The organism is Haloferax volcanii DS2 (assembly GCF_000025685.1).
GTDB classification, from domain to species: Archaea; Halobacteriota; Halobacteria; order Halobacteriales; family Haloferacaceae; genus Haloferax; species Haloferax volcanii.
Map to the genome: position 1 here is coordinate 835,332 of NC_013967.1, position 23,107 is coordinate 858,438.

21 protein-coding genes, 1 tRNA gene and 1 pseudogene are annotated in these 23,107 nt (G+C 66.1%); 11 read left to right on the forward strand and 12 right to left on the reverse strand.

All coding sequences use genetic code 11. From position 1 onward, the window contains the following. Positions 1-73 precede the first annotated feature (73 nt). The 3 genes and pseudogenes from HVO_RS09115 to HVO_RS09125 all read left to right on the forward strand — a co-directional run bounded on the left by HVO_RS09115 (position 74) and on the right by HVO_RS09125 (position 3,353). Positions 74-1,241: pseudogene (locus HVO_RS09115) on the forward strand (ISH3-like element ISH51 family transposase). Positions 1,242-1,337: 96 nt separating this feature from the next. Continuing rightward, positions 1,338-2,690 (forward strand): IS4-like element ISHvo11 family transposase, encoded by a 1,353-nt coding sequence (locus HVO_RS09120; protein ID WP_013035119.1) that lies wholly within the window; start codon positions 1,338-1,340, stop codon positions 2,688-2,690. A gap of 399 nt (positions 2,691-3,089) precedes the next feature. Beyond that, positions 3,090-3,353, forward strand: coding sequence for a hypothetical protein (locus HVO_RS09125; RefSeq protein WP_004044017.1), 264 nt, complete (start codon positions 3,090-3,092; stop codon positions 3,351-3,353). A 139-nt stretch (positions 3,354-3,492) separates the two neighbouring features. Here the strand turns inward: HVO_RS09125 and HVO_RS09130 are convergent, their stop codons facing one another. From HVO_RS09130 to HVO_RS09150, 4 genes are all read right to left on the reverse strand, one after another. Next, positions 3,493-4,659 (reverse strand): ISH3 family transposase, encoded by a 1,167-nt coding sequence (locus tag HVO_RS09130; protein WP_013035066.1) that lies wholly within the window; start codon positions 4,657-4,659, stop codon positions 3,493-3,495. Between the two features lie 922 nt (positions 4,660-5,581). After that, a tRNA-Thr gene (locus HVO_RS09140) sits at positions 5,582-5,654 on the reverse strand. A gap of 92 nt (positions 5,655-5,746) precedes the next feature. Further along, the gene (locus tag HVO_RS09145; protein WP_004044016.1) at positions 5,747-6,733 is read right to left on the reverse strand and encodes a class I SAM-dependent methyltransferase; all 987 of its coding nucleotides are present in this window, start codon (positions 6,731-6,733) and stop codon (positions 5,747-5,749) included. A gap of 340 nt (positions 6,734-7,073) precedes the next feature. Next, the gene (locus HVO_RS09150) at positions 7,074-7,544 is read right to left on the reverse strand and encodes an HTH domain-containing protein (protein ID WP_004044015.1); all 471 of its coding nucleotides are present in this window, start codon (positions 7,542-7,544) and stop codon (positions 7,074-7,076) included. 197 nt (positions 7,545-7,741) lie between these two features. On the opposite strand from HVO_RS09150, the gene HVO_RS09155 reads away from it, so the two are divergent. Further along, entirely contained in the window at positions 7,742-8,170 is a 429-nt protein-coding gene (locus HVO_RS09155) for a universal stress protein (RefSeq protein WP_004044014.1), read from the forward strand. Positions 8,171-8,213: 43 nt separating this feature from the next. Here HVO_RS09155 and HVO_RS09160 read toward each other — a convergent pair whose 3' ends face one another. Continuing rightward, positions 8,214-8,654, reverse strand: coding sequence for a universal stress protein (locus HVO_RS09160; protein ID WP_004044013.1), 441 nt, complete (start codon positions 8,652-8,654; stop codon positions 8,214-8,216). Between the two features lie 78 nt (positions 8,655-8,732). On the opposite strand from HVO_RS09160, the gene HVO_RS09165 reads away from it, so the two are divergent. Continuing rightward, entirely contained in the window at positions 8,733-9,449 is a 717-nt protein-coding gene (locus HVO_RS09165; RefSeq protein ID WP_004044012.1) for a TVP38/TMEM64 family protein, read from the forward strand. On the opposite strand, the gene HVO_RS09170 is transcribed toward HVO_RS09165, so the two are convergent. After that, positions 9,424-12,273 (reverse strand): cation-translocating P-type ATPase, encoded by a 2,850-nt coding sequence (locus HVO_RS09170; protein ID WP_049914884.1) that lies wholly within the window; start codon positions 12,271-12,273, stop codon positions 9,424-9,426. The genes HVO_RS09165 and HVO_RS09170 overlap by 26 nt on opposite strands. Positions 12,274-12,368: 95 nt before the next feature. Here HVO_RS09170 and fdhF point away from each other — a divergent pair, with 95 nt between their 5' ends. Both fdhF and yqeC read left to right on the forward strand, forming a co-directional pair. Beyond that, entirely contained in the window at positions 12,369-14,411 is a 2,043-nt protein-coding gene (gene fdhF, locus HVO_RS09175; RefSeq protein ID WP_004044010.1) for a formate dehydrogenase subunit alpha, read from the forward strand. Further along, positions 14,404-15,168 (forward strand): selenium cofactor biosynthesis protein YqeC, encoded by a 765-nt coding sequence (yqeC, locus tag HVO_RS09180; protein WP_004044009.1) that lies wholly within the window; start codon positions 14,404-14,406, stop codon positions 15,166-15,168. The genes fdhF and yqeC overlap by 8 nt, the downstream gene beginning before the upstream one ends. A 37-nt stretch (positions 15,169-15,205) precedes the next feature. Here the strand turns inward: yqeC and HVO_RS09185 are convergent, their stop codons facing one another. The 6 genes from HVO_RS09185 to HVO_RS09210 all read right to left on the reverse strand — a co-directional run bounded on the left by HVO_RS09185 (position 15,206) and on the right by HVO_RS09210 (position 20,111). Then, complete coding sequence (locus tag HVO_RS09185) at positions 15,206-15,646, reverse strand: pyridoxamine 5'-phosphate oxidase family protein (protein ID WP_004044008.1); 441 nt, start codon at positions 15,644-15,646, stop codon at positions 15,206-15,208. 73 nt (positions 15,647-15,719) lie between these two features. Further along, complete coding sequence (locus tag HVO_RS09190; protein ID WP_013035636.1) at positions 15,720-16,196, reverse strand: universal stress protein; 477 nt, start codon at positions 16,194-16,196, stop codon at positions 15,720-15,722. A gap of 30 nt (positions 16,197-16,226) precedes the next feature. Beyond that, entirely contained in the window at positions 16,227-16,547 is a 321-nt protein-coding gene (locus tag HVO_RS09195) for a hypothetical protein (protein WP_004044006.1), read from the reverse strand. A gap of 66 nt (positions 16,548-16,613) precedes the next feature. After that, positions 16,614-19,094, reverse strand: a complete 2,481-nt coding sequence (locus HVO_RS09200) for a heavy metal translocating P-type ATPase (protein WP_004044005.1) — start codon at positions 19,092-19,094, stop codon at positions 16,614-16,616. A gap of 2 nt (positions 19,095-19,096) precedes the next feature. After that, entirely contained in the window at positions 19,097-19,891 is a 795-nt protein-coding gene (locus HVO_RS09205; RefSeq protein WP_004044004.1) for a sulfite exporter TauE/SafE family protein, read from the reverse strand. A gap of 1 nt (position 19,892) precedes the next feature. Beyond that, complete coding sequence (locus HVO_RS09210) at positions 19,893-20,111, reverse strand: hypothetical protein (protein WP_004044003.1); 219 nt, start codon at positions 20,109-20,111, stop codon at positions 19,893-19,895. A 165-nt stretch (positions 20,112-20,276) separates the two neighbouring features. Between HVO_RS09210 and HVO_RS09215 the strand changes: the two genes are divergently transcribed. From HVO_RS09215 to HVO_RS09230, 4 genes are read left to right on the forward strand one after another with little or no spacing between them, the layout of a single operon-like run. Continuing rightward, a complete protein-coding gene (locus HVO_RS09215) occupies positions 20,277-20,504 on the forward strand; it encodes a hypothetical protein (RefSeq protein WP_004044002.1) in 228 nt (75 codons plus the stop codon). Beyond that, positions 20,505-21,044 (forward strand): cytochrome c oxidase subunit II, encoded by a 540-nt coding sequence (locus HVO_RS09220; protein WP_004044001.1) that lies wholly within the window; start codon positions 20,505-20,507, stop codon positions 21,042-21,044. Next, positions 21,044-22,813, forward strand: a complete 1,770-nt coding sequence (locus HVO_RS09225) for a b(o/a)3-type cytochrome-c oxidase subunit 1 (protein WP_004044000.1) — start codon at positions 21,044-21,046, stop codon at positions 22,811-22,813. Before HVO_RS09220 ends, HVO_RS09225 begins: the two co-directional genes overlap by 1 nt. Beyond that, positions 22,810-23,004 (forward strand): hypothetical protein, encoded by a 195-nt coding sequence (locus tag HVO_RS09230; RefSeq protein ID WP_004043999.1) that lies wholly within the window; start codon positions 22,810-22,812, stop codon positions 23,002-23,004. Before HVO_RS09225 ends, HVO_RS09230 begins: the two co-directional genes overlap by 4 nt. The last annotated feature ends 103 nt before the right edge of the window (positions 23,005-23,107 follow it).

Here is a 23,107-nt window from a genome sequence, read left to right on the forward strand (position 1 = left end):
TCTGGACGCGGTGCGACTATGAGTCTCAGTACCTCACAAAGCCGTTTAGTTAGAAGGTCTGCTTGCTGAAGATGTGTCCAACAACCAGCAAACAGACGATGAAATCCACGAGGACCAGCTCCTTAACTTCCTCGTCAACTCTCTTGACGAGGAAGTTGCTCTCTCACTCGCTGAAAACGCTGAACTCGATGCTGAAGACATCTACGAGGTCCTCGTCGGCGCCTGCGCCGACGGGACCTCGGTCTCTACACTCTGCAAGAGAAGCGAAGATGCACCTCACGAAAACTCGGTTCTCTACCATCTCCGCACCAAGTTCGACCTCGAGACGCTCGAACAAATCGGGAACACGCTCCTCCAGAAAGACGTTCTCGACGTCCTTCCCCAGCAGGTGGAGGTCTGCGCAGACCTCCACCTGCGGCCCTACTACGGCGACGAAGACGATACAGACGGCCTGTATCACTCACAAGCGAAGCGTGGAACCACCGCGTTTCACGCGTACGCGACACTGTACGCACGCGTGAAGAACAAACGCTACACGCTGGCGGTGTCGCCGTCTCGAAGACGGCGACACCGCCAGCAGTGTCCTCGCAGAGTTCCTCGGTATTCTCGACGGCCTTGACCTCGGTGTCAAGGCCGTCTATCTTGACCGCGAATTCTACGACAGCAAGTGTTTGACGCTGCTTCAGGCGCACAACCACGCCTACGTCATGCCGATCGTCCGCTGGGGACGGACGATCAAGCGAGAACTCTCAGAAGGGTGGAGTCGCGTGATTCAGCACAGTCTGACAGCGAAACTCGACGGTCACAGCTGGACCGTCGAGTTTCCCGTCTACATCGACTGTACCTACCAGAACGGACGGTACGACGAACATGGCGTGGCGCGTCACGGCTACGCCGCTGACGCGCCGTTCATCGACTCACCACGGGACGCTCGATACCACTACGCGAAACGCTTCGGTATCGAGGCAAGCTATCGACTCTCCGAGCAAAGTATCGCGACGACCTCGACACAAAATCCGGTCGTACGGCTGTTGTACGTCGTGGTGAGCCTGCTGTTACAGAACGTCTGGCGGTATTTGCACTGGGAGTACGTGGCGACGCCCCGCCGTGGGGGGCGTCGCCTCTGGGAGTGGTCGTTCAAGGAGTTCATCAATATGGTCCGTCGAGCAGCGTGGACGGCCCTCGCGGTGCGTCGGGCCGTCCCCGCGAACCGACCACCAGACGACCGGTTCCACCGGTAACTCCCGACCGGGCTAGCCATCCGTTCTAGTTTAACGAAGAATCCAGTTGCTGTCTGTTGATTTGATATCGTCGCAACTACCTGATTGAGAAACCCGGTGGGAAGTATGACCTACAGCCCACCGGATTCGGTCATAGTTGACCGGATTCAAAGAGCGTTTCCCTCTGATGAGTTGCGCGAGCGCGCTCGCGCAACGAATCTCGTCCAACGAGAGCGGAAATTCGACATCGTTGCGCTGTTCTACACACTCTCGTTTGGCTTCGCTGCTGGCTCAGACCGCTCTCTCCAAGCATTTCTCGAACGCTACGTCGAGATGGCTGACTGTGACGAACTCTCCTACGCATCGTTCCACGACTGGTTCGAACCAGGATTCGTTGCACTCCTTCGAGAGATTCTCGATGACGCAATCGAGAATCTCGATACCGGACGAGAAGATTTGAACGGCCGTCTCGAACGCTTTCGAGACGTCCTCATTGCTGACGCAACCATCGTTTCGCTGTACCAGGACGCCGCTGATATCTACACAGCAACCGGCGACCATCAAGCCGAACTGAAACTTCACCTCACCGAATCTCTCTCGACTGGGCTCCCGACACGATTCCGGACAACCGATGGGACGACTCATGAACGGAGTCAGCTACCCACCGGTGAGTGGGTAGCTGACGCCCTCATCTTGCTCGATTTAGGCTTCTACGACTTCTGGTTGTTCGACCGAATCGACCAGAACGGCGGGTGGTTCGTCTCCCGGGTGAAGGACAACGCGAACTTCGAGATCGTCGAAGAACTGCGAACGTGGCGAGGCAACAGCATTCCGCTGGAAGGAGAGTCGCTGCAGGCCGTCCTTGAGGACCTGCAGCGACAGGAAATCGACGTACGCATCACGCTTTCATTCGAGCGCAAACGAGGGTCGGGCGCCAGCGCGACCCGGTCGTTCCGATTGGTCGGCCTGCGTAACAAGGAGAGCGAAGAGTACCATCTGTATCTGACGAATCTGGCGAGAGAAAGCTACAGCGCGCCCGATATCGCGCAGCTCTATCGGGCGCGCTGGGAGGTCGAACTGCTGTTCAAGGAGTTGAAGTCGCGGTTCGGCTTGGACGAGATCAAGACGACCGACGGCTACATCATCGAGGCGCTGATCATCATGGCCGCAATTTCGTTGATGATGAGTCGTGTAATCGTGGATGAGTTACGGTCGCTCGAGGCAAGACAGCGAGAGGGCGAAGCCGCCGCAGACGCCGACTCGTCGGCGTCGCGGCTCCCTCGGCGTCGCTGTTCGCTCGCCGTGGAACGCCACGGTCATCTAATCCAGTTGTATCTCATGATCGAGTTGGGCTACGAACTGCCGGATTTGGACGAGCTGTTGCTGTGGGCGTCGCGTAATCCAAATCCACACAGGCAACGGTTACGTGAGCAGGTTGAACGAGGTGAGTTCGGCTTTGATCGCTACTAAACTAGAACGCATGCCGGGCTAGCCAACAGTGGGAGTGGCGACGCTGTCGCGTCGGCGGCAGCCGCCGCCGACAGCGACGGCTCTCCGCCGATCCGTCCATGATTCTGTCGTCGAGACCGCCAATGCAACCGCTCGGCCACAGAATTCAGGCTTCAGAGACAGCTAGCCGAGGATGCTTTGTGAGGTACTGATATTCTGTCTGGGAGCACGGTAATTACTTCGTCTTCGACAAAGACACCGGTGAGCCGTTTGAGATCACGGTTGAAGATGAAGATATCTATCTCCACGCAAAAGAGAATACCACATCTACTACGTTCCGCGATTTCTGTAGCTTAGTGTTTGAAGAGTTCGACTCGACATATTCCCTAGAAAAGAACTCTCGGAGGCTGAAGGCGTAAGATGACCGAACAGTGGGCCAAACAGCAGCGTGAGGTTGATTCCTACAACCTCTTCTTCAGTTCTTTCGATGGGCTCTCGGGTCACAAAGCGCTGTTTGATTTAGGCTATCGGCTTGTCGGGAATTTTGTCACGGTTGCCGACTCTCGTCGACAAATCGAAACCGAACCCGACTTCGTGCTGTTCGATGGTGAAACCGCTCTTCTGATTGAGATCAAGTCTCAGTACTTCACAAAGCGTCCTCGGCTAGCTGTTTCTGAAGCATGAGTTCTGTGACCGAGCGGTTGGACTGGCGGTTTCGACGAGAGAATCATGGACGGATCGGCGGAGAGCCGTCGCTGTCGGCGGCGGCTGCCGCCGACGCGACAGCGTCGCCACTCCCACCGTTGGCTAGCCCGGACGGGAGTTACCGGTGGAACCGGTCGTCCGGTGGCCGGTTCGCGGGGACGGCCCGACGCGTCGCGAGGGCCGTCCACGCTGCCCGTCGGATCATGTTGATGAACTCCTTGAATGGCCACTGCCAGAGGCGACGCCCGCCTCGGCGGGGCGTCGCCACGTACTCCCAGTGCAGATACCGCCACACGTTCTGTAACAGCAAGCTCACCACGACGTACAGCAGCCGTACAACCGGATTTTGTGTCGAGGTCGTCGCAATCGTTTGCTCGGAGAGTCGGTAGCTCGCCTCGATACCGAAGCGTTTCGCGTAGTGGTATCGAGCGTCTCGTGGTGAGTTGATGAACGGCGCGTCAGCGGCGTAGCCGTGACGCGCCACGCCATGTTCGTCGTACCGTCCGTTCTGGTAGGTACAGTCGATGTAGACGGGAAACTCGACGGTCCAGCTGTGACCGTCGAGTTTCGCTGTCAGACTGTGCTGAATCACGCGACTCCACCCTTCCGAGAGTTCTCGCTTGATCGCCCGTCCCCAGCGGACGATCGGCATGACGTAGGCGTGGTTGTGCGCCTGAAGCAGCGTCAAACACTTGCTGTCGTAGAATTCGCGGTCAAGATAGACGGCCTTGACACCGAGGTCAAGGCCGTCGAGAATACCGAGGAACTCTGCGAGGACACTGCTGGCGGTGTCGCCGTCTTCGAGACGGCGCACCGCCAGCGTGTAGCGTTTGTTCTTCACGCGCGCGTAGAGTGTCGCGTACGCGTGGAACGCGGTGGTTCCACGCTTCGCTTGTGAGTGATACAGGCCGTCTGTATCGTCTTCGTCGCCGTAGTAGGGCCGCAGGTGGAGGTCTGCGCAGACCTCCACCTGCTGGGGAAGGACGTCGAGAACGTCTTTCTGGAGGAGCATGTTGCCAACCTGTTCGAGCGTTTCTAGATCGAATTTAGTGCGGAGATGGTAGAGAACGGAGTTTTCGTGGGGTGCATCTTCGCTTCTCTCACAGAGCGTTGAGACCGAGGTCCCGTCGGCGCAGGCGCCGACGAGGACCTCGTAGATGTCTTCAGCATCGAGTTCAGCGTTTTCAGCGAGTGAGAGAGCAACTTCCTCGTCAAGAGAGTTGACGAGGAAGTTAAGGAGCTGGTCCTCGTGGATTTCATCGTCTGCTTGCTGGGTTTTAGACACACCTTCTGCAAGCAGACCTTCTAACTAAACGGCTTTGTGAAGTACTGAGTCTGGAACGAATATCAACAACCGAGATATTCAGCAGACGGAGCGGTGTGACGACCTCAGTTACGAGAGTGTAGTTGATTTCCTTCGCGATGCCGAGTTTGAAGGACAGTTCGATCCAAACGACCTGAGCAGTGTTGAGCCAGTTATCGTCTACTATTCTGACTTCCTCGATGAGTGTCGAACTGCTTCAGGTTGCTTGAATGCACTAAACGAACTAAGCCAGTACTGTACTGTTCTTTCTCAAGGCAAAGGAGGTGTACTTAAAATTGAGGAAGGTGGATTTGAGAGTAGTGATCTTGACTCACTTCTTCGCGAAGGCATCCAACTCCCGAAGTTAGTTGATAAGAAAATCTACCTGACTGAGAACGCGAATCGAGAGATACTTGCGTATTCTATCGCACATGACCTTGTTTTGAATAATTTGGGGAAGGACGACCGAATCGCGATCTCACCGTCGGATGTCATAGAACGCTACCGTCATAGGGAGATTCCACTCGAGAAAGTTCGGGATGCATTACGATTTTTGAGAAAGATTGGGGGCTGCCGGCAAAACTCTGATGGGATGTTTGTCTTCGGCACCCATCATCTCGGGAATTTATTGCAGGTCCAAACGCAACTGGAACAGACTCGAGTGAGAGATTATCTTGACGGGGATGAGGCAAACCAGATGAGTCTGGGTGAGTTTGCTCAAGCGACAGATATGAATGGTGGGTCAGAAAACTAGTTTCTGAGGGTCCCTTGTGGGATCAAAGAGGAACGTCCGCCACGAAATCAGGTCTCGCTCTCGCACGCGGGGCAGTCGCGCGAGACCACCTCCGAATCGGAGACCTTCGTCTCCGGGGTTGAGTTCGGAGATGGCGAAGGAAACAGTAGAAGCCGGTGGAGGGATTTGAACCCTCGGCCTATTCCTTACGAAGGAATCGCTCTGCCAACTGAGCTACACCGGCGCGGTGGGCTTTCGAACGCATTCTTCCGTACCCCGGTTACGTAATTAAGACTTGCGAATCACCCCGGCGTCTGTCGGTCGGCACCAGCCCGCTCACGCCCGCTTCGTCAGGCGAACGTCGAGACAGACGTTGTACTCGTGGGGGGCGTACGACCGGACGACGTACTCGTTCACGACTTCGACTTCGTAGGCCGGTTCGGCGGCGGCGCGCACGGCGGCGAGTCCCGGGCCGAACGGGTCGTCCTCGTGTTGGATGTCGTAGAGGTGAATCACGCAGTCGTCGCTCGCGAGGCGGACGGCGGTGTCGAGGAAGCCACTGGCGCTGTGGGGGAGGTTCATGATGAGCCGGTCGGCCCAGCCCTCGTAGTCGGCGGCGACTTCGCGAACGTCGCCGTGAATCGCGGTGAGTCGGTCGGCCACGTCGTTCCGCGCGGCGTTCTCCCGGAGGAACGCGACGGCCGCCTCGTTGAGGTCGCAGGCGACGACTTCCGCGCCCGCGGCGGCGGCCGGGACGGCGAACGGGCCGACGCCGGCGAACATATCGAAGACGTGTTCGCCCTCCTGAATCGCCTCGACGACGCGGTGGCGTTCGGTGGCCAGTCGGGGCGAGAAGTAGACGGTGTCGATGTCGAGGCGGAACTCGTGGCCGTACTCGCGGTGGACCGTCTCGGTCGAGTCGCCGACGAGCACGTCCCAGTCGCGGACGCGGAGTTCGCCTTTGACCTTCGAGGCGCGGTTGACGACCGTCTCGGCCTTGAGGTCGGAGGCGACGATGGCGTCGGCAATCTCGCGGGCGCGGTCGGGATCGTCCTCGTCGAGGATGACGATGTCGCCGAGTCGCTCGTACGAGGGTTCGAAGCCGAGCAGGTCGGCGGGCGTGGTCTGCGTCTCGCGGGCGGGTGGCTCGTAGTCGACGACCGTCAGGTCGTCGGGAACGGCGTCGGCGTCGACGACGGGAATGTAGAGGGTCCCCTCGGCGACGGTAATCTCGTGGTCGTGGTCGAGCAGGCCGGCGTCGGCGAGGCGCCGGCGCGCCGCCTCGCCGGACTCGCGGGGCACGCGGACGCAGGGGACGTTCATACCTCCACCACTACACGGCTCCGAGTAAGGGTGACGCTTCGCCGCGGACGTATATACTACCCTGATGTATCAGGGACCAAGTATAGATGACTGGCGAGGAAACGATGATTCGCCCACACTCTCGACGACAGTCGTCGTTCGAGTGGGGTGCCTCTGACACAGTTGGGCCTTGCCCGGGCCCACTTTCGGTACCAAGTCCCGGGGCGAGTGATTCGGGTGTACGCCGCCGGAATCGCGTCCGTCGATGGCGACGTTTCTCGCGGAACGCATCGTTCGAAAATTGACCGTCTCGACCGGGTGGCGTTGTTTTCGTAGCCACGAGTCGGCGACTCGTCCCCGTTTACACCTCGACGTGCTCGCGATCGATACCGAGGAACGACTCGGCGGTCTCGACCCAGTCGGCGAGCGTTCGAGTCCCATCGTCTCGCTCGTGCGGATAGACGGCCTCGATTTCGTCGTCGCGGAAGACGATGCCCAGCGTCGGCGGAAGGACGACCGCGTCGTGTTCGGGACCCATCCGGCCCGACCCGACCGTCGCCCGCTCGTCGAGCGTCGGGAGCGCGACCCCTTCCGTTCGCGCCCACAACCGACACTCGGCGAGTCGCTCGCGGACGACCGCGTCTCGTTTCGTCGGCGCGGTATCGGACTCGACATCCACCTCGCGGCCCCACGTCCGGACGCACACGTCGTCGACGAGTCCCTCGTCCGCGAGCCGTTCGAGTCGGACCACCAGCGTCTGGTGTTCCTCGCCGAGGCCGTCCCGAATCGGACGAATCCACAGTTCTACCCTCCGTTGTTGGTCGGTCTGCATGCTCCTCACCACCCAGATTACGGTACGCTCTCTCCGGAGATAATACGCTCTCTCCGGACATAAGGCGGGCTCTTCCTTCCCGGTAGCCGGGAATCGAGACGGTGGTGGCGGGGCTGCGGTCGGCTGTGAGGTGACGAGAGGCCGAACCCCGGGCGACCGGGTTCGGTTTTATTCGCTCGGCGCGCGTCTGTGCGGGTATGTTTGACCACATTCTCGTCCCCACCGACGGCAGCGACCACGCGGTCCGCGCCGCCGACTACGCGGTCGACCTCGCGGCGACCTACGGGGCCGCGCTCCACGTCCTCTACGTCGTCGACGTTCGGACCGGCCACGCGGACGCGCCCGTCGACGACGACGATTCGCAGACGCGCGGGGAGACGGCGGTCGGTGTCGTTGCCGACCGCGCGGCCGACCGCGACGTGCCCGTCGAGACGGAGATTCGGGTCGGTCTGCCCCACGAGACCATCATCGACTACGGCGACGAGCGCGACATCGACCTCGTGGTGATGGGCACCCACGGGACGAGCGGGCTGGAGCGATACCTGCTCGGAAGCGTCGCGGAGCGGGTCGTCAGGCTCTCTGACGTTCCGGTGCTGTGCGTGCCGCCGGCTGACGACGACGAGTGACGGACGCGGGGGATGGCCGACTGGTAAGCGAGCCGCCGCGAACTCAGCGGACGACCAGTACGCTCGTCGGCGCGCGCGAGGCGACCAATTCGGCGACGCTCCCGAACAGCAGGTCCGTCTCGCCGGTGCGGCCGTGGCCGCCGAGGTAGACGGCGTCGACGCCCTCCCGGCGCGCGAAGTCGACGATGGTCCGCGCGGGGTTTCCGCGGAGGGTCTCGGTCCGGAGTTCTATCCCGCTTCCGTCCGCCAGCGCCGCGAGTTCGTCGAAGATGTCGTCCGCGAGTTCGTCCGCCCGCTCGTACCACTCCTCCGAGCCGTGGAGTGGTTCCGTGCTGATGTCCGCGTCGAGCGGCGCGCTATAGCCGGGGTCCGACGGGTCGATAACGTGCAGGGCGACGACCGTCGAATCGGCGTGCGCGAGGGCCTGTTCGAACGCGCGCTTCGACAGCGGCGAGCCGTCGACGGCGACGAGAATCGTATTCATCACGATTATTCCTACGCCATCTCGACACAAAAACGCTCCCGCGCCGGGTTTTTCTCCGCGGCGTGCGAGGTGCAACCCGTGCTATCCGTCCCCGAACTGTTCGAGTCGCCGCGCGACCGATGGCGGACGCTCGCGCTCGCCGTCGTCGTCGTCGCCCTCCTCGCCCTCGTCGGCACGACGCTCGTCGACCGCTTTCCGTTTCTCGCCAATCCGACGGCGCTACGGGCGTGGCTCCTCGAATTCGGGACGCTCGCCCCGCTCGCGTTCGTCGGCGTGCAAATCGCGCAGGTGCTCGTCGCGCCCATCCCCGGACAGGCGCTCGGCTTCGCCAGCGGCTACCTGTTCGGCGCGCTCTGGGGGACGGTTTACAGCATGGTCGGCATCGTCCTCGGCACGGCGCTCGCCGTCGGAATCGCGCGGTCTCTCGGTCGCCCGTACGTCGAACGCGTCGTCACCGCCGACGCGCTCTCGGTGTTCGACGACGCGATGGAGACCCACGGGCTGGCCGTCCTCTTTCTCGTCTTCCTCGTTCCCGGCCTCCCCGACGACGCCATCTGCTTCGCCGCCGGCCTCACCGACATCCCGGTCCGCAGGGTCGTCCTCGTCGCGGCGGTGGGCCGGCTCCCCGGCTTCCTGCTCGTGAACCTCGCGGGCGCGGCCGCCGCCGACGGCAACGCCGAACTCACCGCGGTGTTCGTCGGCGCGTTGCTCGCCGCGTCGGTCCTCGGCTATCTCTACCGCGACCGACTCATGGGCGCGCTCGGGTCGCTCACGGAGCGAACAGCCGGTCGTTGAGCCACACCAGACACAGGTTCGCGACGAGGAACGGGACGAACGCGCCCGCGACCCAGCCCCACTCCGTGAGGCCGAGCGGGACGACGCCGAAGAGGTCCGCGACCGGCGTGTAGAGCAACACGAGGTGGAGCGCGAGCGACAGCCCGACCGCGCCGAGGAGCCACGGGTTCGAGAGCGGCGACAGCCGGTAGCGGAGCCGCACCGACTGCGTGCGGACCAACTCGGCGGTGACGAGGAACGTAAACAGCACCGTCTGGGCGACGACGAGGTCGTCGGACCGAGAGAGCGCGTAGAAGAACACGCCCAGTCCGGCCGCGGTGAGCGCGACGCCGATGCCGAGAATCGAAGCGACGGTCCGGCGGTCGAGGACGCCCTCGTCGCGTGGGCGCGGCGGCCTGCGCATCACGTCGTCCGACTTGGGGTCCGCGCCGAGCGCGAGCGCGGGGAAGCCGTCGGTGACGAGGTTGAGCCACAGGAGCGCGACGGGCGTGATGACGAGCGCCGACTCGGACGCGAACACCTCGGGGAACAGCGCCGCGCCGAGGAGCGTCCCGAGGAAGACGACGAACACCTCGCCGGCGTTGGCCGACAGCAGGTAGTTGACGAACTTGCGGATGTTGTCGAAGATGCCGCGGCCCTCCGCGATGGCGTCGCGGATAGTGACGAAGTTGTCGTCGCGGAGCACCACGTCCGACGCGCCCTGTGCGACCTGCGTCCCGCGGTCGCCCATGGCGATGCCCACGTCGGCGTTGCCGAGCGCCGGCGCGTCGTTGACGCCGTCGCCGGTCATCGCCACCGTGTAGCCCGCGTCCTGAAGCGCCCGGAGGATGCGGACCTTGTGCTCGGGCGCGACGCGGGCGAACACGTTCGTCTCCTCGACGACTCGCCCGAGTTCCTCGTCGTCCATGGCGGCCACCTCGGTCCCGGTGACGACCGAGTCGGCGTCGATGCCGACCTCGCGGGCGATGGCGCGAGCGGTCCGCGGTGTGTCGCCGGTCGCCATCGTCACCTGCACGCCGGCGTCGCGGCAGTCGGTGACCGCCTCGGCGACGCCCTCGCGCGCCGGGTCGGTCATGCCCTGGAGTCCGAGGAGGACGAGCCCCGATTCGAGCGTCTCGTCGTCGGCGTCGGAGTCGACCGCGGGCGCGTAGGCGAACCCGAGCACGCGGAGCGCGTCGTCAGCGAAGGCGGCCACGGTCGCCTCGACGCGCTCGCGGCGCTCGTCGGTGAACGCCTCGATTTCCCCGTCGACGAGGACGCGGTCGCACCGCGCGACGATTTCCTCGGGCGCGCCCTTCACGAGCGCGACGGGGCCGTCGCCGGGGGCGTCGAAGTCGTCCACGACGACCGACATGCGCTTTCGCTCGGAGGTGAAGGGGACTTCGCGGAGCCTGTCGTCGGGGTCGCGCGAGCCGTCGAGGCCCGCGTCGGCGGCGGCGGTCACGAGCGCGACTTCGGTGGGGTCCCCGCGGTGGTCGCCGCCGTCGAGTTCCTTGGTGTCGTTGCAGCGGGCACCGCAGGACAGGAGCGCCGCGAGCGCCGGGTCCGGGTCCGGTTCGGAGTTGGGGTCCGAGACCGACGCGTCGCCGTGCTCGGCCGCGGCCGACACGCCGCCGTTTTCGGACACGGGCGGAGAGACAGCCGACGCCGCCCCGCCGTCCAGTTCGACCGTCCGGTCGTCGGGGAGCCACGCGCGAGTGACGGTCATGCGGTTTTCGGTCAGCGTCCCCGTCTTGTCGGTGACGATGTAGTCGACCGCGCCGAGGCTCTCGACGACCGCGAGGTTGCGGACGAGCGCGTTGCGCTCCATGAGCGTCCGCGACCCGAGCGCGAGGGTGAGCGTGACGACCGCCGGGAGGCCCTCGGGGACGGCCGCAACGGCGAGCGTGACGGCGACGAGGAGGACGACCACCGGGTCGGTCGCGGTGAGGAACAGCTGGACCGCCGCGATGAGCAGGATGAGCGCGACGATGCCGACGCCGATGCGGCGGCCGAGGCGGTCGACCTCGATTTCGAACGGCGTCTCGCGCTGGCGGGCCTGCCCGAGTTGGTCTGCGATGCCCCCGAGTTCGGTGTCCATCGCGGTGGCGACGACGACGGCCTCGGCGCGACCCCTGACCACGGTGGTTCCGGCGTGGAGGACGCTTCTCCGGTCGGCCAGCGCCGCGTCGGATTCGACCGGGTCGACCACCTTGTCCACCGGGACGCTCTCGCCGGTCAGCGTCGACTCGTCGGCGCGGCAGTCGGCCGCGGTGAGGATGCGGGCGTCGGCGGGGACGGCGTCGCCCGCTTCGAGGACGACCACGTCGCCCGGCACGACCTCGGTCGCGGGGACCGCCCGAATCGACCCCCCACGACGGACCGTCGCGTCCGGCGTCGCCATCTCCCGGAGCGCCGCGAGCGCCTGTTCGGCGCGGTAGTCCTGCACGAAGCCGAACAGGCCGTTTCCGAAGAGGATGAGCAGGATGAGCGCCGCGTCGGTGTAGCCCGGGTCGCGGCCGGGCAGGAGGCCGACGGCCAGCGAGAGGCCGGCGGCGACGAAAAGCAGGAGGATGAGCGGCCCGGTGAACTGCGAGACGAGGAGCGAAAGCGGCGAGACGCCCTCCTCGTCCGCGAGTTCGTTCGGCCCCTCCTCGTCGAGTCGGCGGGCCGCGTCGTCGTCGTCGAGGCCGTCTCGGCTCGCCCTAAGTCGCTCCAGCGCCGCCTCGCCTTCGAGCGCGTGCCACGGCACGTCCTCGCGTCCGCTCGCTTCCTCGGCCTCCCGATGCGCGGTTGCCTGCTCGTGCACAGTTCGACCGAACGACACGAGCGGACGTATGTCCACCGGCGATTTTTACCCCGTCGCAGTCGGCGGTACGATGAATACCGTTCGGGTCACACGTTCGACTATGTGTGTGGTGTGTCAGCGTGCCTGAGCGGGTGGCGGCATCGAGCGAGAGCGTTTGTCCGTACTGCGGCGTCGGCTGCGGCATCCGTTACGACGCCGACCGCGGGAGCGCCGTCGGGTGGAACGGGCCGGTCAACACGCGGGGCGAACTCTGTCCCAAGGGGGCCGCGGCGTGGGACGTGGTTGACCACGACGAGCGCCTGACCACCCCGCTGGTGCGAGTGAACGGCCGGCTCGTCGAGGCGACGTGGGACGAGGCGTTCGACCGCATCGAACGCGAGTTCTCCCGCGTCGCCGCGGACCACGGCCCCGACTCGACGTTTTTCTTCTCGTCGTCGAACTGCACGAACGAGGAGAACTACCTGCTCCAGAAGACGGCGCGGGCGCTCGGGACGAACAACGTCGACAACTGCGCGCGGCTCTGTCACGCCTCGACGGTGGCGGCGATGGGCGACCGCTTCGGCGCGGGGGCGATAACGAACTCGCTTTCGGACCTCGGCGAGGCCGACGTGTTCCTCGTGACCGGCGCGAACCCCGCCGAACAGCACCCGGTCATCTTCCGTTCGTACCTGCTGCCGGCGCTCAAGTCGGGGACGACGATGATTCACGTCGACCCCCGCGAGAACCAGACGACGAAGGCGGCGGACATCCACCTCCCGGTGAAGCCGGGGTTCGACATCCCGCTTCTCAACGCGATGGCCGCCGTCGTCGTCGAGGAGGGACTGGTCGACGAGGCGTTCGTCGCCGAGCGCACCACGGGGTTCGAGACGCTCCGCGAACACCTCTCGGGCCTCGATATCGACGCTGAGGCCGAGCGCGCCGGCGTCGACCCCGACGACCTCAGAGCCGCCGCGAGCGCCTACGGCGAGGCCGACCGCGCGGCCGTCTTCACCGGGATGGGGATGAGCCAACACCACTGCGGAACCGACAACGTGCAGGCGCTCATCAACCTCCCGCTTTTGACCGGCAACGTCGGGAAGGCGGGCACCGGCGTCAACCCCCTCCGCGGGCAGAACAACGTGCAGGGCGCGGGCGACGTGGGTGCGCTCCCGAACGTCCTGCCGGGGTATCGTCCCGTCACCGACGACGACGCCCGCGCCGCCGTCGCCGACGTGTGGGGGTTCGAACCCCCCAACCACCCGGGGCTCACGGAGGTCGAAGCGACCCACCGCTTCGGCGACGAGGTGCGGGCGGCCTACGTCTTCGGTGAGAACCCCACCGTGACCGAGCCGAACGCGAACCGCGTCCGCGAGGCGTTCGAATCCCTCGACTTCTGCGTCGTCCACGACGTGTTCCCGACCGAGACGGTCGAATTCGCGGACGTGGTGCTTCCGGGGAGCGTCTGGGCCGAGAAGTCGGGGACGGTGACGAACACCGACCGACAGGTCATCCGCATGAACCGGAACGTCGCGCCGCCCGGCGACGCCCGCGCCGACCTCGACATCCTCCGGGAGTTCGCCGCCCGCGTGGCCGGCCTCGACGCGCCGGCGACCCCCGAGGGTGTCTTCGACGAACTCCGGCGGGTGACGCCCATCTACGCCGGGATGTCGTACGACGGCATCGGCACTGGGAGCCAGCGCTGGCCGTTCCCCGAGGGCGCGACCGAGGGGACCGCAATCCTCCACGCCGACGCGTTCGAATCGGGGTTGAAGACCGCCCCGTTCCGGGTGGTCGAACACGTCGACCCGGCGGACCCCGTCGCCGACGACGAACTCGTCCTCGTGACGGGGCGCGTCCTCCAACAGTTCAACAGCGGCGCGCTCACCCGACGCTCGGGCGTGCTGATGCGGATGCGCGGCGAGGACAGCTTGCAGATTCACCCCGACGACGCCGCCGCCCGCGGCATCGACGACGGTGCGACCGTCCGCGTCGAAAACGACCGCGGCGAGGTCGCGGTCGCGGCCGAGGTGACGCCCGCCGTCCGCCGCGGGACCGTCTTCGCCACGTTCCACTACGCCGACCCGCTCGTGAACCGGCTGACCGGCGACGCGCTCGACCCGACCGCGAAGATACCGGAGTACAAACACAGCGCCGTCCGCGTGACGGTCGAACCGGAGGTGGCGGCCGATGACTGACTCGTCGGCGTCGCCCGCGCCGAGTGCCTCGCCTCCGACGCTCGCCGACGCCCTCGGTATCGGCCCGGACGACCTCGTCTGCGCCGTCGGCGCGGGCGGCAAGAAATCGCTTCTCTACCGACTCGCCCGCGACCTCGACGGCGTGGTCACGAGTACCGTCCGCATCCCAACCTTCGACGGCGAGGTGGCCGAGGTGGTCGTCACCGACGACCCGGAGACCGCCGTCGCGGAGACGCAACCCCGCCCGCTCGGCGTCGTGCCGGAGCGCGAGCGCTCCGACCGCTACCGCGGCTACGACCCGGCGACGGTCGACCGAATCGCGCGCGCCACCGACGACGTGGTGCTCGTCAAGGCCGACGGCGCGCGCTCGCGCTGGCTGAAAGCCCCCGGCGAGGACGAACCGCAACTCCCCGACACGGCCGACCTCGTCTGTCCGGTCGCCAGCGTCCGGGTCGTCGGCGAGCCGCTTTCCGACGAGCGCGTTCACCGACCCGAACTCGTCTCCGACGTGTCGGGGACGGCCGTCGGCGACGCGATATCCGAGTGGGACGTGGCCGCCGTGCTGTCGAACGACTGCGGCGGGATGAAAGGCGTGCCCGAGACGGCGCGGGTCGTCCCGGTCCTCAACATGGTCGACGACGAGCGACTGGCCGAGACGGCCGCGGAAATCGCCGGCTGGCTCGGTGAGCACCCCCGCGTCGACCGCGTGGTTGCGACCTCGCTCGCGGCCGATGAGCCGGTCGTCGGGTTCTACTGACCCGCCACGACGCCACGAGACGACACCCGCGAAGCGACTATCTGGCGGTTTCGCGGCCCGTCAGTTCGTCGAGTTCGAGTTCGACGAGGTGGAATTCGAGGTCGTCGACCTCCTCGTCGAACACGCGGACGCCGCCGAACAGGTCGTTAATCGTCGCCGCGTCGGGGCGCTCGTCGTCCGGGAGGACGCGAATCGACCCGCGGGCCATGATGCTCCACGAGTCTTTGCCGGCGTCCTCGTAGCAGACGAACGTCGCCTCCTCCGTCTCCTCGATGAACGCGAACTTCTCGCTTTCGCCGTCGTCGGTCAGTCGGAACAGGAGTCGACCGCCGTCGGCGTCGTAGGAGACGTGCGCGGGAATCGCATACGAGCGGCCGCCGTCGGCCAGCGACAGCACGCCCGACGAGGCGTTCGACAGGCGTTCAGCGACCGTTTCGGGGTCGGTGCCGACGGTGTAGACGAATCTGATATCTCGCATACGTGACGTTCGCGGCCGCGACACATGAAACGGTGGTGCGACGGCGGCGGGGTCCCGGGCGTCGGGGCGACGCTCAGGGAAGGTAGAAGTGCGATTTGGGAAACCGCCGGTGAATCTCCGGGGGCGCGTGGCGGACGATATGCACGTCGTGGTCGTCGTCGCTCGCGACGTTCCCGCCGACGCTGACGAGCGGGACGACGACGCGACCCGCGTTCTCGCTGCCGACGAAGATGACGGTCGCGTCCGTCTCGACGCGACCCGTCCTGAGCTCCGCGACGATGTTCCCGGGCGCGGGGTCCCGACCGACCGTGACCGCCTGAAACGACGCCGACGGCGCGATATCGACCGCGGTCTCGTGGAGCTCTCCGACGACCGTCTGCTGGTCGAACACCTCCCGCGACGGGACCCACCCCGCCTCGACGGCGTACGCCGAATCGTCGGGGATGACGGCGACCGCGAGCACGTCGTGGCCGGTGGCCGACGCGAACTGCGCGGCCCTGTCGAGCGCGGCGTTCGCCAGCCGAGAGCCGTCGTAGGCGACGAGGTACATGTATGCCGGTCGCGTAGCGACCGTGATAAATCAGTCGTCGGCTACCGATTCGATTCGCTCGCCCGACGACGCGAGCCGGTCGAGGGCGTCCTGTGCGGCGTCGCTCACGGCGTCCACGTCGCGGTAGGAGTCACCGAGGCCGACCTCGCGGCGGTGCCACTCCCCGTCAGCGAAGGCGAAGATGTCGACCCACCAGTAGAGCGTCAGCCCGCGCGCGAACTCGGTGATGGTGACGCGCCGGTCCGAGTCGGGCGACTCGTAGACGGTCTTAGCGCTCGCCTCGTCGGTGTCCACGTCGGTCTCGACGGTCCACCCCTCCGGAACGGCGAGCGAGAAGGGGTCGTCTGTCATTATCGTTCCCGACGAGACGGAGCGACTTGACTGGTCCGCTTTCGGCGAGCGTCTCGGGAAGGCGACTCAGTCGAGCGACCGCGCCGAGTTGGCGACGACGAGCAGGCTCGACGTGCCCATGGCGACGGCGGCGAAAAGCGGGTTGAGCACGCCGAAGGCGGCCAACGGGATGGCGACCGCGTTGTAGCCGAACGCCCACGCAAGGTTGCCGCGGATGCGGCGGTTCACCCCGGTCGAAAGCGAGAACACCTCGGGTATCGCGTCGATGTCGCGGCCGACGAGCACCGCGTCGGCGGCGTCGCCCGCGATGTCCGTCCCCGTGCCGAGCGCGATGCCGATGTCGGCGGCGGCGAGCGCGGGCGCGTCGTTGCTCCCGTCACCGACCATCGCCACGGTCCCCCGGGCGCGGAGGCGTTCGACCGTCTCGGCTTTCGCCTCCGGCGGCACGCCCGCGAACACGTCCGTCACGTCCGGGTGGTCGCGGAACCGGCGCGCGGCGCGCTCGGAGTCGCCCGTGAGGACCACGACCTCGCGGCGGCCGTCGTCAGCGACAGCCGCGACCACGTCGTCCCACGCCTCGCGCGGTTCGTCGCCGACGACGAGCACCGCCCGAGAGCGCCCGTCCCACCCGACGACGACGGGAACCGCGCCCTCGTCGCGGGCGGCTTCGACGGCGGCCTCGTGGGCCGGAGCGAGCGTTACGCCCTCGTCGCGGAGGAGCGAGGGATGACCGACGACGACGCGCCCGCGTCCTCTGTCGACCTCTCCGGAGACGCCGCGGTCGTGGACGGTCACGTCGTCGGCCGCAACGTCGGGAATCGACGCATCCGCCCCCGCCGCCTCGATTCGGTCTTCGGCCGCCTCCACGACGGCGGTCGCGAGCGGGTGCGCCGAGAACCGTTCGAGCGCGGCGGCCGCGGCGAGCGCGGCGTTCTCGCCGTCGCCCCCACTGTTCTCGCCGTCACCGACGACCCGGGGGACCGCCATGTCGCCGTCGGTGAGCGTCCCGGTCTTGTCGAAGACGACCACGTCAACGTCGGGGACGGCTTCGAAGACGGCTTCGGAGGCGACGACGATACCCCGGCCCGCGGCCTCCTTGATGCCCGAGGCGACCGCCAACGGCGTGGCGAGGCCGAGGGCGCACGGGCACGAGACGATGAGGACCGTGAGGCCGACGAGGAGCGCGTCGGTCGGCGTGCCGCCGCCGAGGAGGGTCCAGCCGAAGGCGACGGCGGCGAGGACGAGCACCGTCGGGACGAAGATGGTCGCCAGTTTGTCGGCGAGGCGCTGGACGCCCGTGCGGGCGCTCTGGATGTCCCAGAGCAGTTCGACCAGTCGGTCGAGCGTGCTCGTCGCGTCCTCGCCGACCGCGACGACGAGCGGGCGGTCGGTGACGACGGTGCCGCCGAGCACGTCGTCGCCGGGTCGCTTCGTCCGCGGCATCGACTCGCCGGTGACGAGCGCCTCGTCGACTGCTGCGGTCCCCTCGCGGACCGTCCCATCGACCGGGACGCGCTCGCCCGGCCGGACCTCCACGAGGTCGCCCGATTCGAGCGCGTCGAGCGCGACCATCTCGACGGCGGTGTCGCCGGAGCCGTCGGCGTCGCCTTCGACTCGCCGGCGCGCTTCCGAGACGCGCGAGGCCGCGAGGTCCGAGAGCATCCCGGCGGCCTTCCGCTTGATGCGGTCCTCGTAGTAGTTGCCGAGAGTGACGACGAGGATGATGGCGACGGTCACGTCGAAGTAGACGTGCGTCTCGCCGGCGAGGACGGCCGCCGTCGAGTAGACGTAGGCGCTCGTCGCCGCCAGCGAGACGAGCAGGTCCATGTTCGGCTGGCCGGCGCGGAGGCTGACGAGCGCCCCGCGAAGGATGGGAAAGCCGGTGTAGAACAGGACGATGGAGGTCATCACCCAGATGTTGCCGAGGATGTAGACCCCGTCGAACACGCCGAGTTCGACCACCGGCTGGAAGCCGACGTAGGTCGGGTACAGAAACAGGACGTACCACAGCATCACCATCATGCCGAAGACGCCGCCGCCGATGACGAACCGGGCGACCTGATTGTCCGACCGCTCGGCCGCCTCGCGCTCCTCGGGGTCGCGCGTGCCGTAGCCGTAGCGCGCGAGCGTCCCCGACAGCCCGTCCAAGTCGGCGGTTTCGGGGTCGTAGGTGACGCGAACCATGTCGTTGGCGTAGCTGGCTTCCGCGGCGTAGACGCCCTCGCAGGTCCGAGCGGTGCCCGAGACGAACGCCTCGCAGGTGGCGCAGTGCATCCCGTCGACGGCCATGTAGGTCCGCTCGGCGTCGTCGGGCACTTCGTCTGTCTCGCCCGCGAGTTCGCGTTCGACCGTCTCGGGGTTGGCGCTCGCGGCGTCGCCGAGCGCGCGGGTGATTTCGAGACAGCCGCGACAGCAGAACTCGCCGTCCACCTCGTCGCCGGTGACGGGCGGCGTCGGCGTCGGCAGGCCGCAGAGGTCACAGCCCTCGCCGTCGTCGCCGTCGCTCTTGCCGCCGGCCGACCCGCGGGATCGCGTCGAAGTCGACATCGTCACAACGGTTGGTAGAAGGGCACGTGAAGGTGCGGGACCGACACGCCCAGAAGCATCAGCCCGTGGGACAGCGGGATGTAGCCGAGGACGAGGAACGCCGCCCCGAGCGCCCGGTGGAGCGTCGCCCGCCGGCGCGCCGAGACGCGGCCCAGAAGCGTCCCGTAGAGGAACAGCGTCGGTATCGTCCCGAGGCCGAGCAGGCCGAGCAGGGCGGCGGCCCGAAGCGGTTCGCCTGTCGAGAAGGCGTAGAGGTACGCCGGGTAGATGATGGGACACGGGAGCAGGCCGTGAATCGCCCCGAGGCCGAGGATTCGCGGGCCGCCGACGAGCCTATCGACCCGCGCGGTCGCCCACCCGCTGACGCGACCGAACAGGCTCGTCACCGCGGTCGGGGTGAACCGGTCGATGGCGGCCGACTGCCCGACGAGGTAGCCGACGCCGGTGAGGATGATCGCGCCCCCGACGAGCAGGCCGGTCGTCGCGCGGACGCCGCTCCCGATGGCGGTCACCGAGTCGAACGCGTCGAAGAACAGCCCGCCGACGAGGGCGAAGACGGCACCGATGGCCGCGTAACTCAGCGCCCGGCCGACGTTGAACAGGGCGTGTTGGCGGACCTGCCGGAGTGTGAGCGACCGGCTATCGACGCCTTCGCGGTCGGCGAGGCGGTCGGCGTACACGCTGACGAGCGGGCCACACATCCCGAGACAGTGCGCCCCGCCGAAGAGGCCGACGAGGAGGAATGCGACGGCCTCGGGGGTTGCGGCCGGCAGTCCGAGCGAGATGCCGCCGTCCATCTCAGGCGGCGTGTTCGGCGTCGGTCTCGGGGTCGGCGTCGCCGTCGTGTCCGTGTCCGCCCTCGGTCGGACTCATGAGGAGGTAGATGGTTGTCGAGATGAGAAGCACGTTGACGGCCGTGACGACGCCCGCGAGGGGGTTTTTCGTCACGCCGAAGATGACCGCTGGCAGGAGCGCGAGCAGTGCGACGGTTCCGGCGCGTCGTGGCGTGAGTTCCATACCGGTCCATTCGCGACCACGGTGTTTCTGATTTCGCCCATTCCCACCGCGTTGGAATGGGGAGTTGCGTTAAAGTCCCGTTATTCCTCATGACCGAGTATGGCCGTTGATTCGACAGCAGAGGGAGCCGCGTCCTCTGCCGCGCGCACTTCCACCGACGGAGGCGTGCCAGCAAACGCGGATTCCCAAGGTGATTCCGGGCAGGCAGACCCCCCGGTCGACTCCATCGTCGGGACGGCCGACGACGGCATCGTTCGCGAACTCGGACACGACGATTTCGACCCGGTCGGGACGCTCGTGCTCGTCCTCATCTACATGGCGATTCTCATCGGCATGTGGGTGTTCATGTACTTCGTCGAGTTCCTCGGACGGGGCCTCACGGTGGTGGGATAGATGGAGATTCACGCCTACGAGAAGCTCTGGTTGGCGCTGGCGCTCGTCCTCATCGTCGGGTTCATCGGGACGATTACCTACGGGGCCGCCGGCGCGGGTATCGAGATGATAGACGACGAGGGCGGCACGGTCGACCCGGCGACGCTCGACCAGCACCCGAAGTTCGGCGACCCCGGCATCGAGCGGACCGGTGAGAACAGCTACGACGTGTACGTGGTTGCCCGGCAGTTCGTCTTCGAACCCGGGACGACCGAACCGCTTCGCGTTCCCGCCGGCAGCACGGTCACCTTCCACGTGACCGCCGCCGACGTCATCCACGGCTTCGAGGTCGTCGGCACGAACGCGAACACGATGGCGATTCCCGGGCAGGTCTCGGAGTTCACCGTCCAGTTCGAAGAGGCCGGCGAGTACGGGATACTGTGCAACGAGTACTGTGGCTCCGGCCACCACGTGATGGAAGGGAAGATTGTGGTTATGGAACAAGGAGAATTCGACAGTTGGTACGAACAACAGCAGGCGCAAGGGGAGGCTGAGAACTGATGGCGACCGCATCCGGCGGCGACGAGTTCGTCGATAAGTTCCCCGACGAGGCGGCAATCATCAAGGCGAGTTTCCTCATCGCGTTCGTCTCGCTCGGCATCGGGGCCTTCTTCGGTCTCATTCAGGCGCTTCACCGCACGAACGTCTTCCGCGTCATCGACTCGGCGGACTACTACACGGTGTTGACGGGCCACGGCGTGCTGCTCGCCATCGTCTTCACCATCTTCTTCCTCTGCGGGGTGTTCCACTGGGCGGTCGCCAGAAGCCTCGACCGACCCGCCGAGAGCGCGCTGTTCTCGTGGGCGTGGGTCGGCCTGATGACGACGGGCGCGGTTCTGGCCACCGTCGCCATCCTCGGCGGCTTCGTCCCGAACCTCGGCATGAGCGCGGACGTGCTGTTCACGTTCTACGCGCCGCTCCAAGCCCACCCGATATTCTACATCGGCCTCGCGATGTTCATCGTCGGGACGTGGCTCGCCGGCGCGGACTGGTTCCTCTCCTACCGCGCGTGGCGGCAGGAGCACCCCGACGAGCGCATCCCGCTGCAGACGTTCATGGTCCTCACGACGATGATTATGTGGTACATCTCCACCCTCGGCGTCGCCGTCTCGGTGGTGTTCTTCCTCATCCCGTGGTCGCTCGGCCTCATCGAGAGCGTCAACCCGCTTCTGACGCGGACGCTCTTTTGGTACTTCGGCCACCCAATCGTCTACTTCTGGCTGATGCCGGCGTACCTGCTTTGGTACACCGTGCTCCCCAAGCTCGCGGGCGGGCGACTGTTCAGCGACCCGCTCGCGCGCGTGGTGTTCGTGTTGTTCCTCCTGCTTTCGACGCCGGTCGGGATTCACCACCAGTACCTCGACCCCGGCATCGCGGAGGGCTTCAAATTCATCGCCATGACGAACACGATGTTCCTGCTCCTCCCGTCGCTGCTGACTGCGTTCACCGTCGTCGCCAGCGTCGAACACGGCGCGCGCCAACGCGGCGGTGAGGGCTACCTCCGCTGGCTCGGCGCGCTCCCGTGGCGCGACCCCGCCTTCACCGGCATGGCCCTCGCGGGCGCGATGTTCGCCGCCGGCGGCTTCTCCGGCATGATTAACGCCGGGATGAACATCAACTACCTCATCCACAACACGCTGTGGGTGCCGGGGCACTTCCACCTCACCGTCGGCACGGCCGTCGCGCTGACGATGATGGCCGGGTCGTACTGGCTCGTCCCGCAGGTCACGGGCAGGAAGCTTTACAGCCGCCCCATCGGCCTCCTGCAGGTCATCATGTGGTTCGTCGGCATGGTGTTCATGTCGAACGCGATGCACCGCGCCGGCCTCGCCGGCATCCCGCGGCGCACCGCCGAACCGCAGTACCAGAACTTCGAGTTCCTGACGCCCATCGGGAGCATCTTCGAGCTTCGGGTGCAGATTGCCCTCGGCGGGACGCTCCTGTTCCTGTCGGTGGTGCTGTTCCTGTTCAACATCCTCCTGACCTCGCTCGGCGAGGAGTCCGACCGCCCGGTCGACTCCTACCTCCCCGAGCCGCTTTCGGGGCCCGAGGGAAGCCCGCGCATCCTCGACAACCTGACGATGTGGACCGGTATCGCGGCGGTGCTCGTCGTGCTCGCGTACACGCTCCCGCTGGCCGGCATCATCCAGAACGGCGGCGGGCTGTTCGGCGGCGGCCTCCCCGTCCCGGCGACCGTCTCGGCCGGCGTCGACCTCGTGTTGACGACGGTCACGAGCGCCTTTAACACCCTCTGGGGGGTGGTCGCGTGAAGCTCACGAAGGCGCAGGCGCTCGTCCTCATCGCGATTAGCGTCCCCGTCGCTATCGAACTGCGCACGGTCGCAGGGTTCTTCAACGTCGAACTCCCGCTCATCGCCGTGGCGGTCATCGAGTTCCTGTTCCTCGCCCTGCTGTTCGTGCTGTACGGGCTCTACGGCGAGGGGTCTGAGTCGGCGGCGTAGCCGACGACCCGTTGCAGTTTCGACACCTGATTTTCGCGCCGTCGCCGCAGTACCGTCACACGCCGACCCCTAGATCGACATAAAACCCCCGCGATAGCGTGGG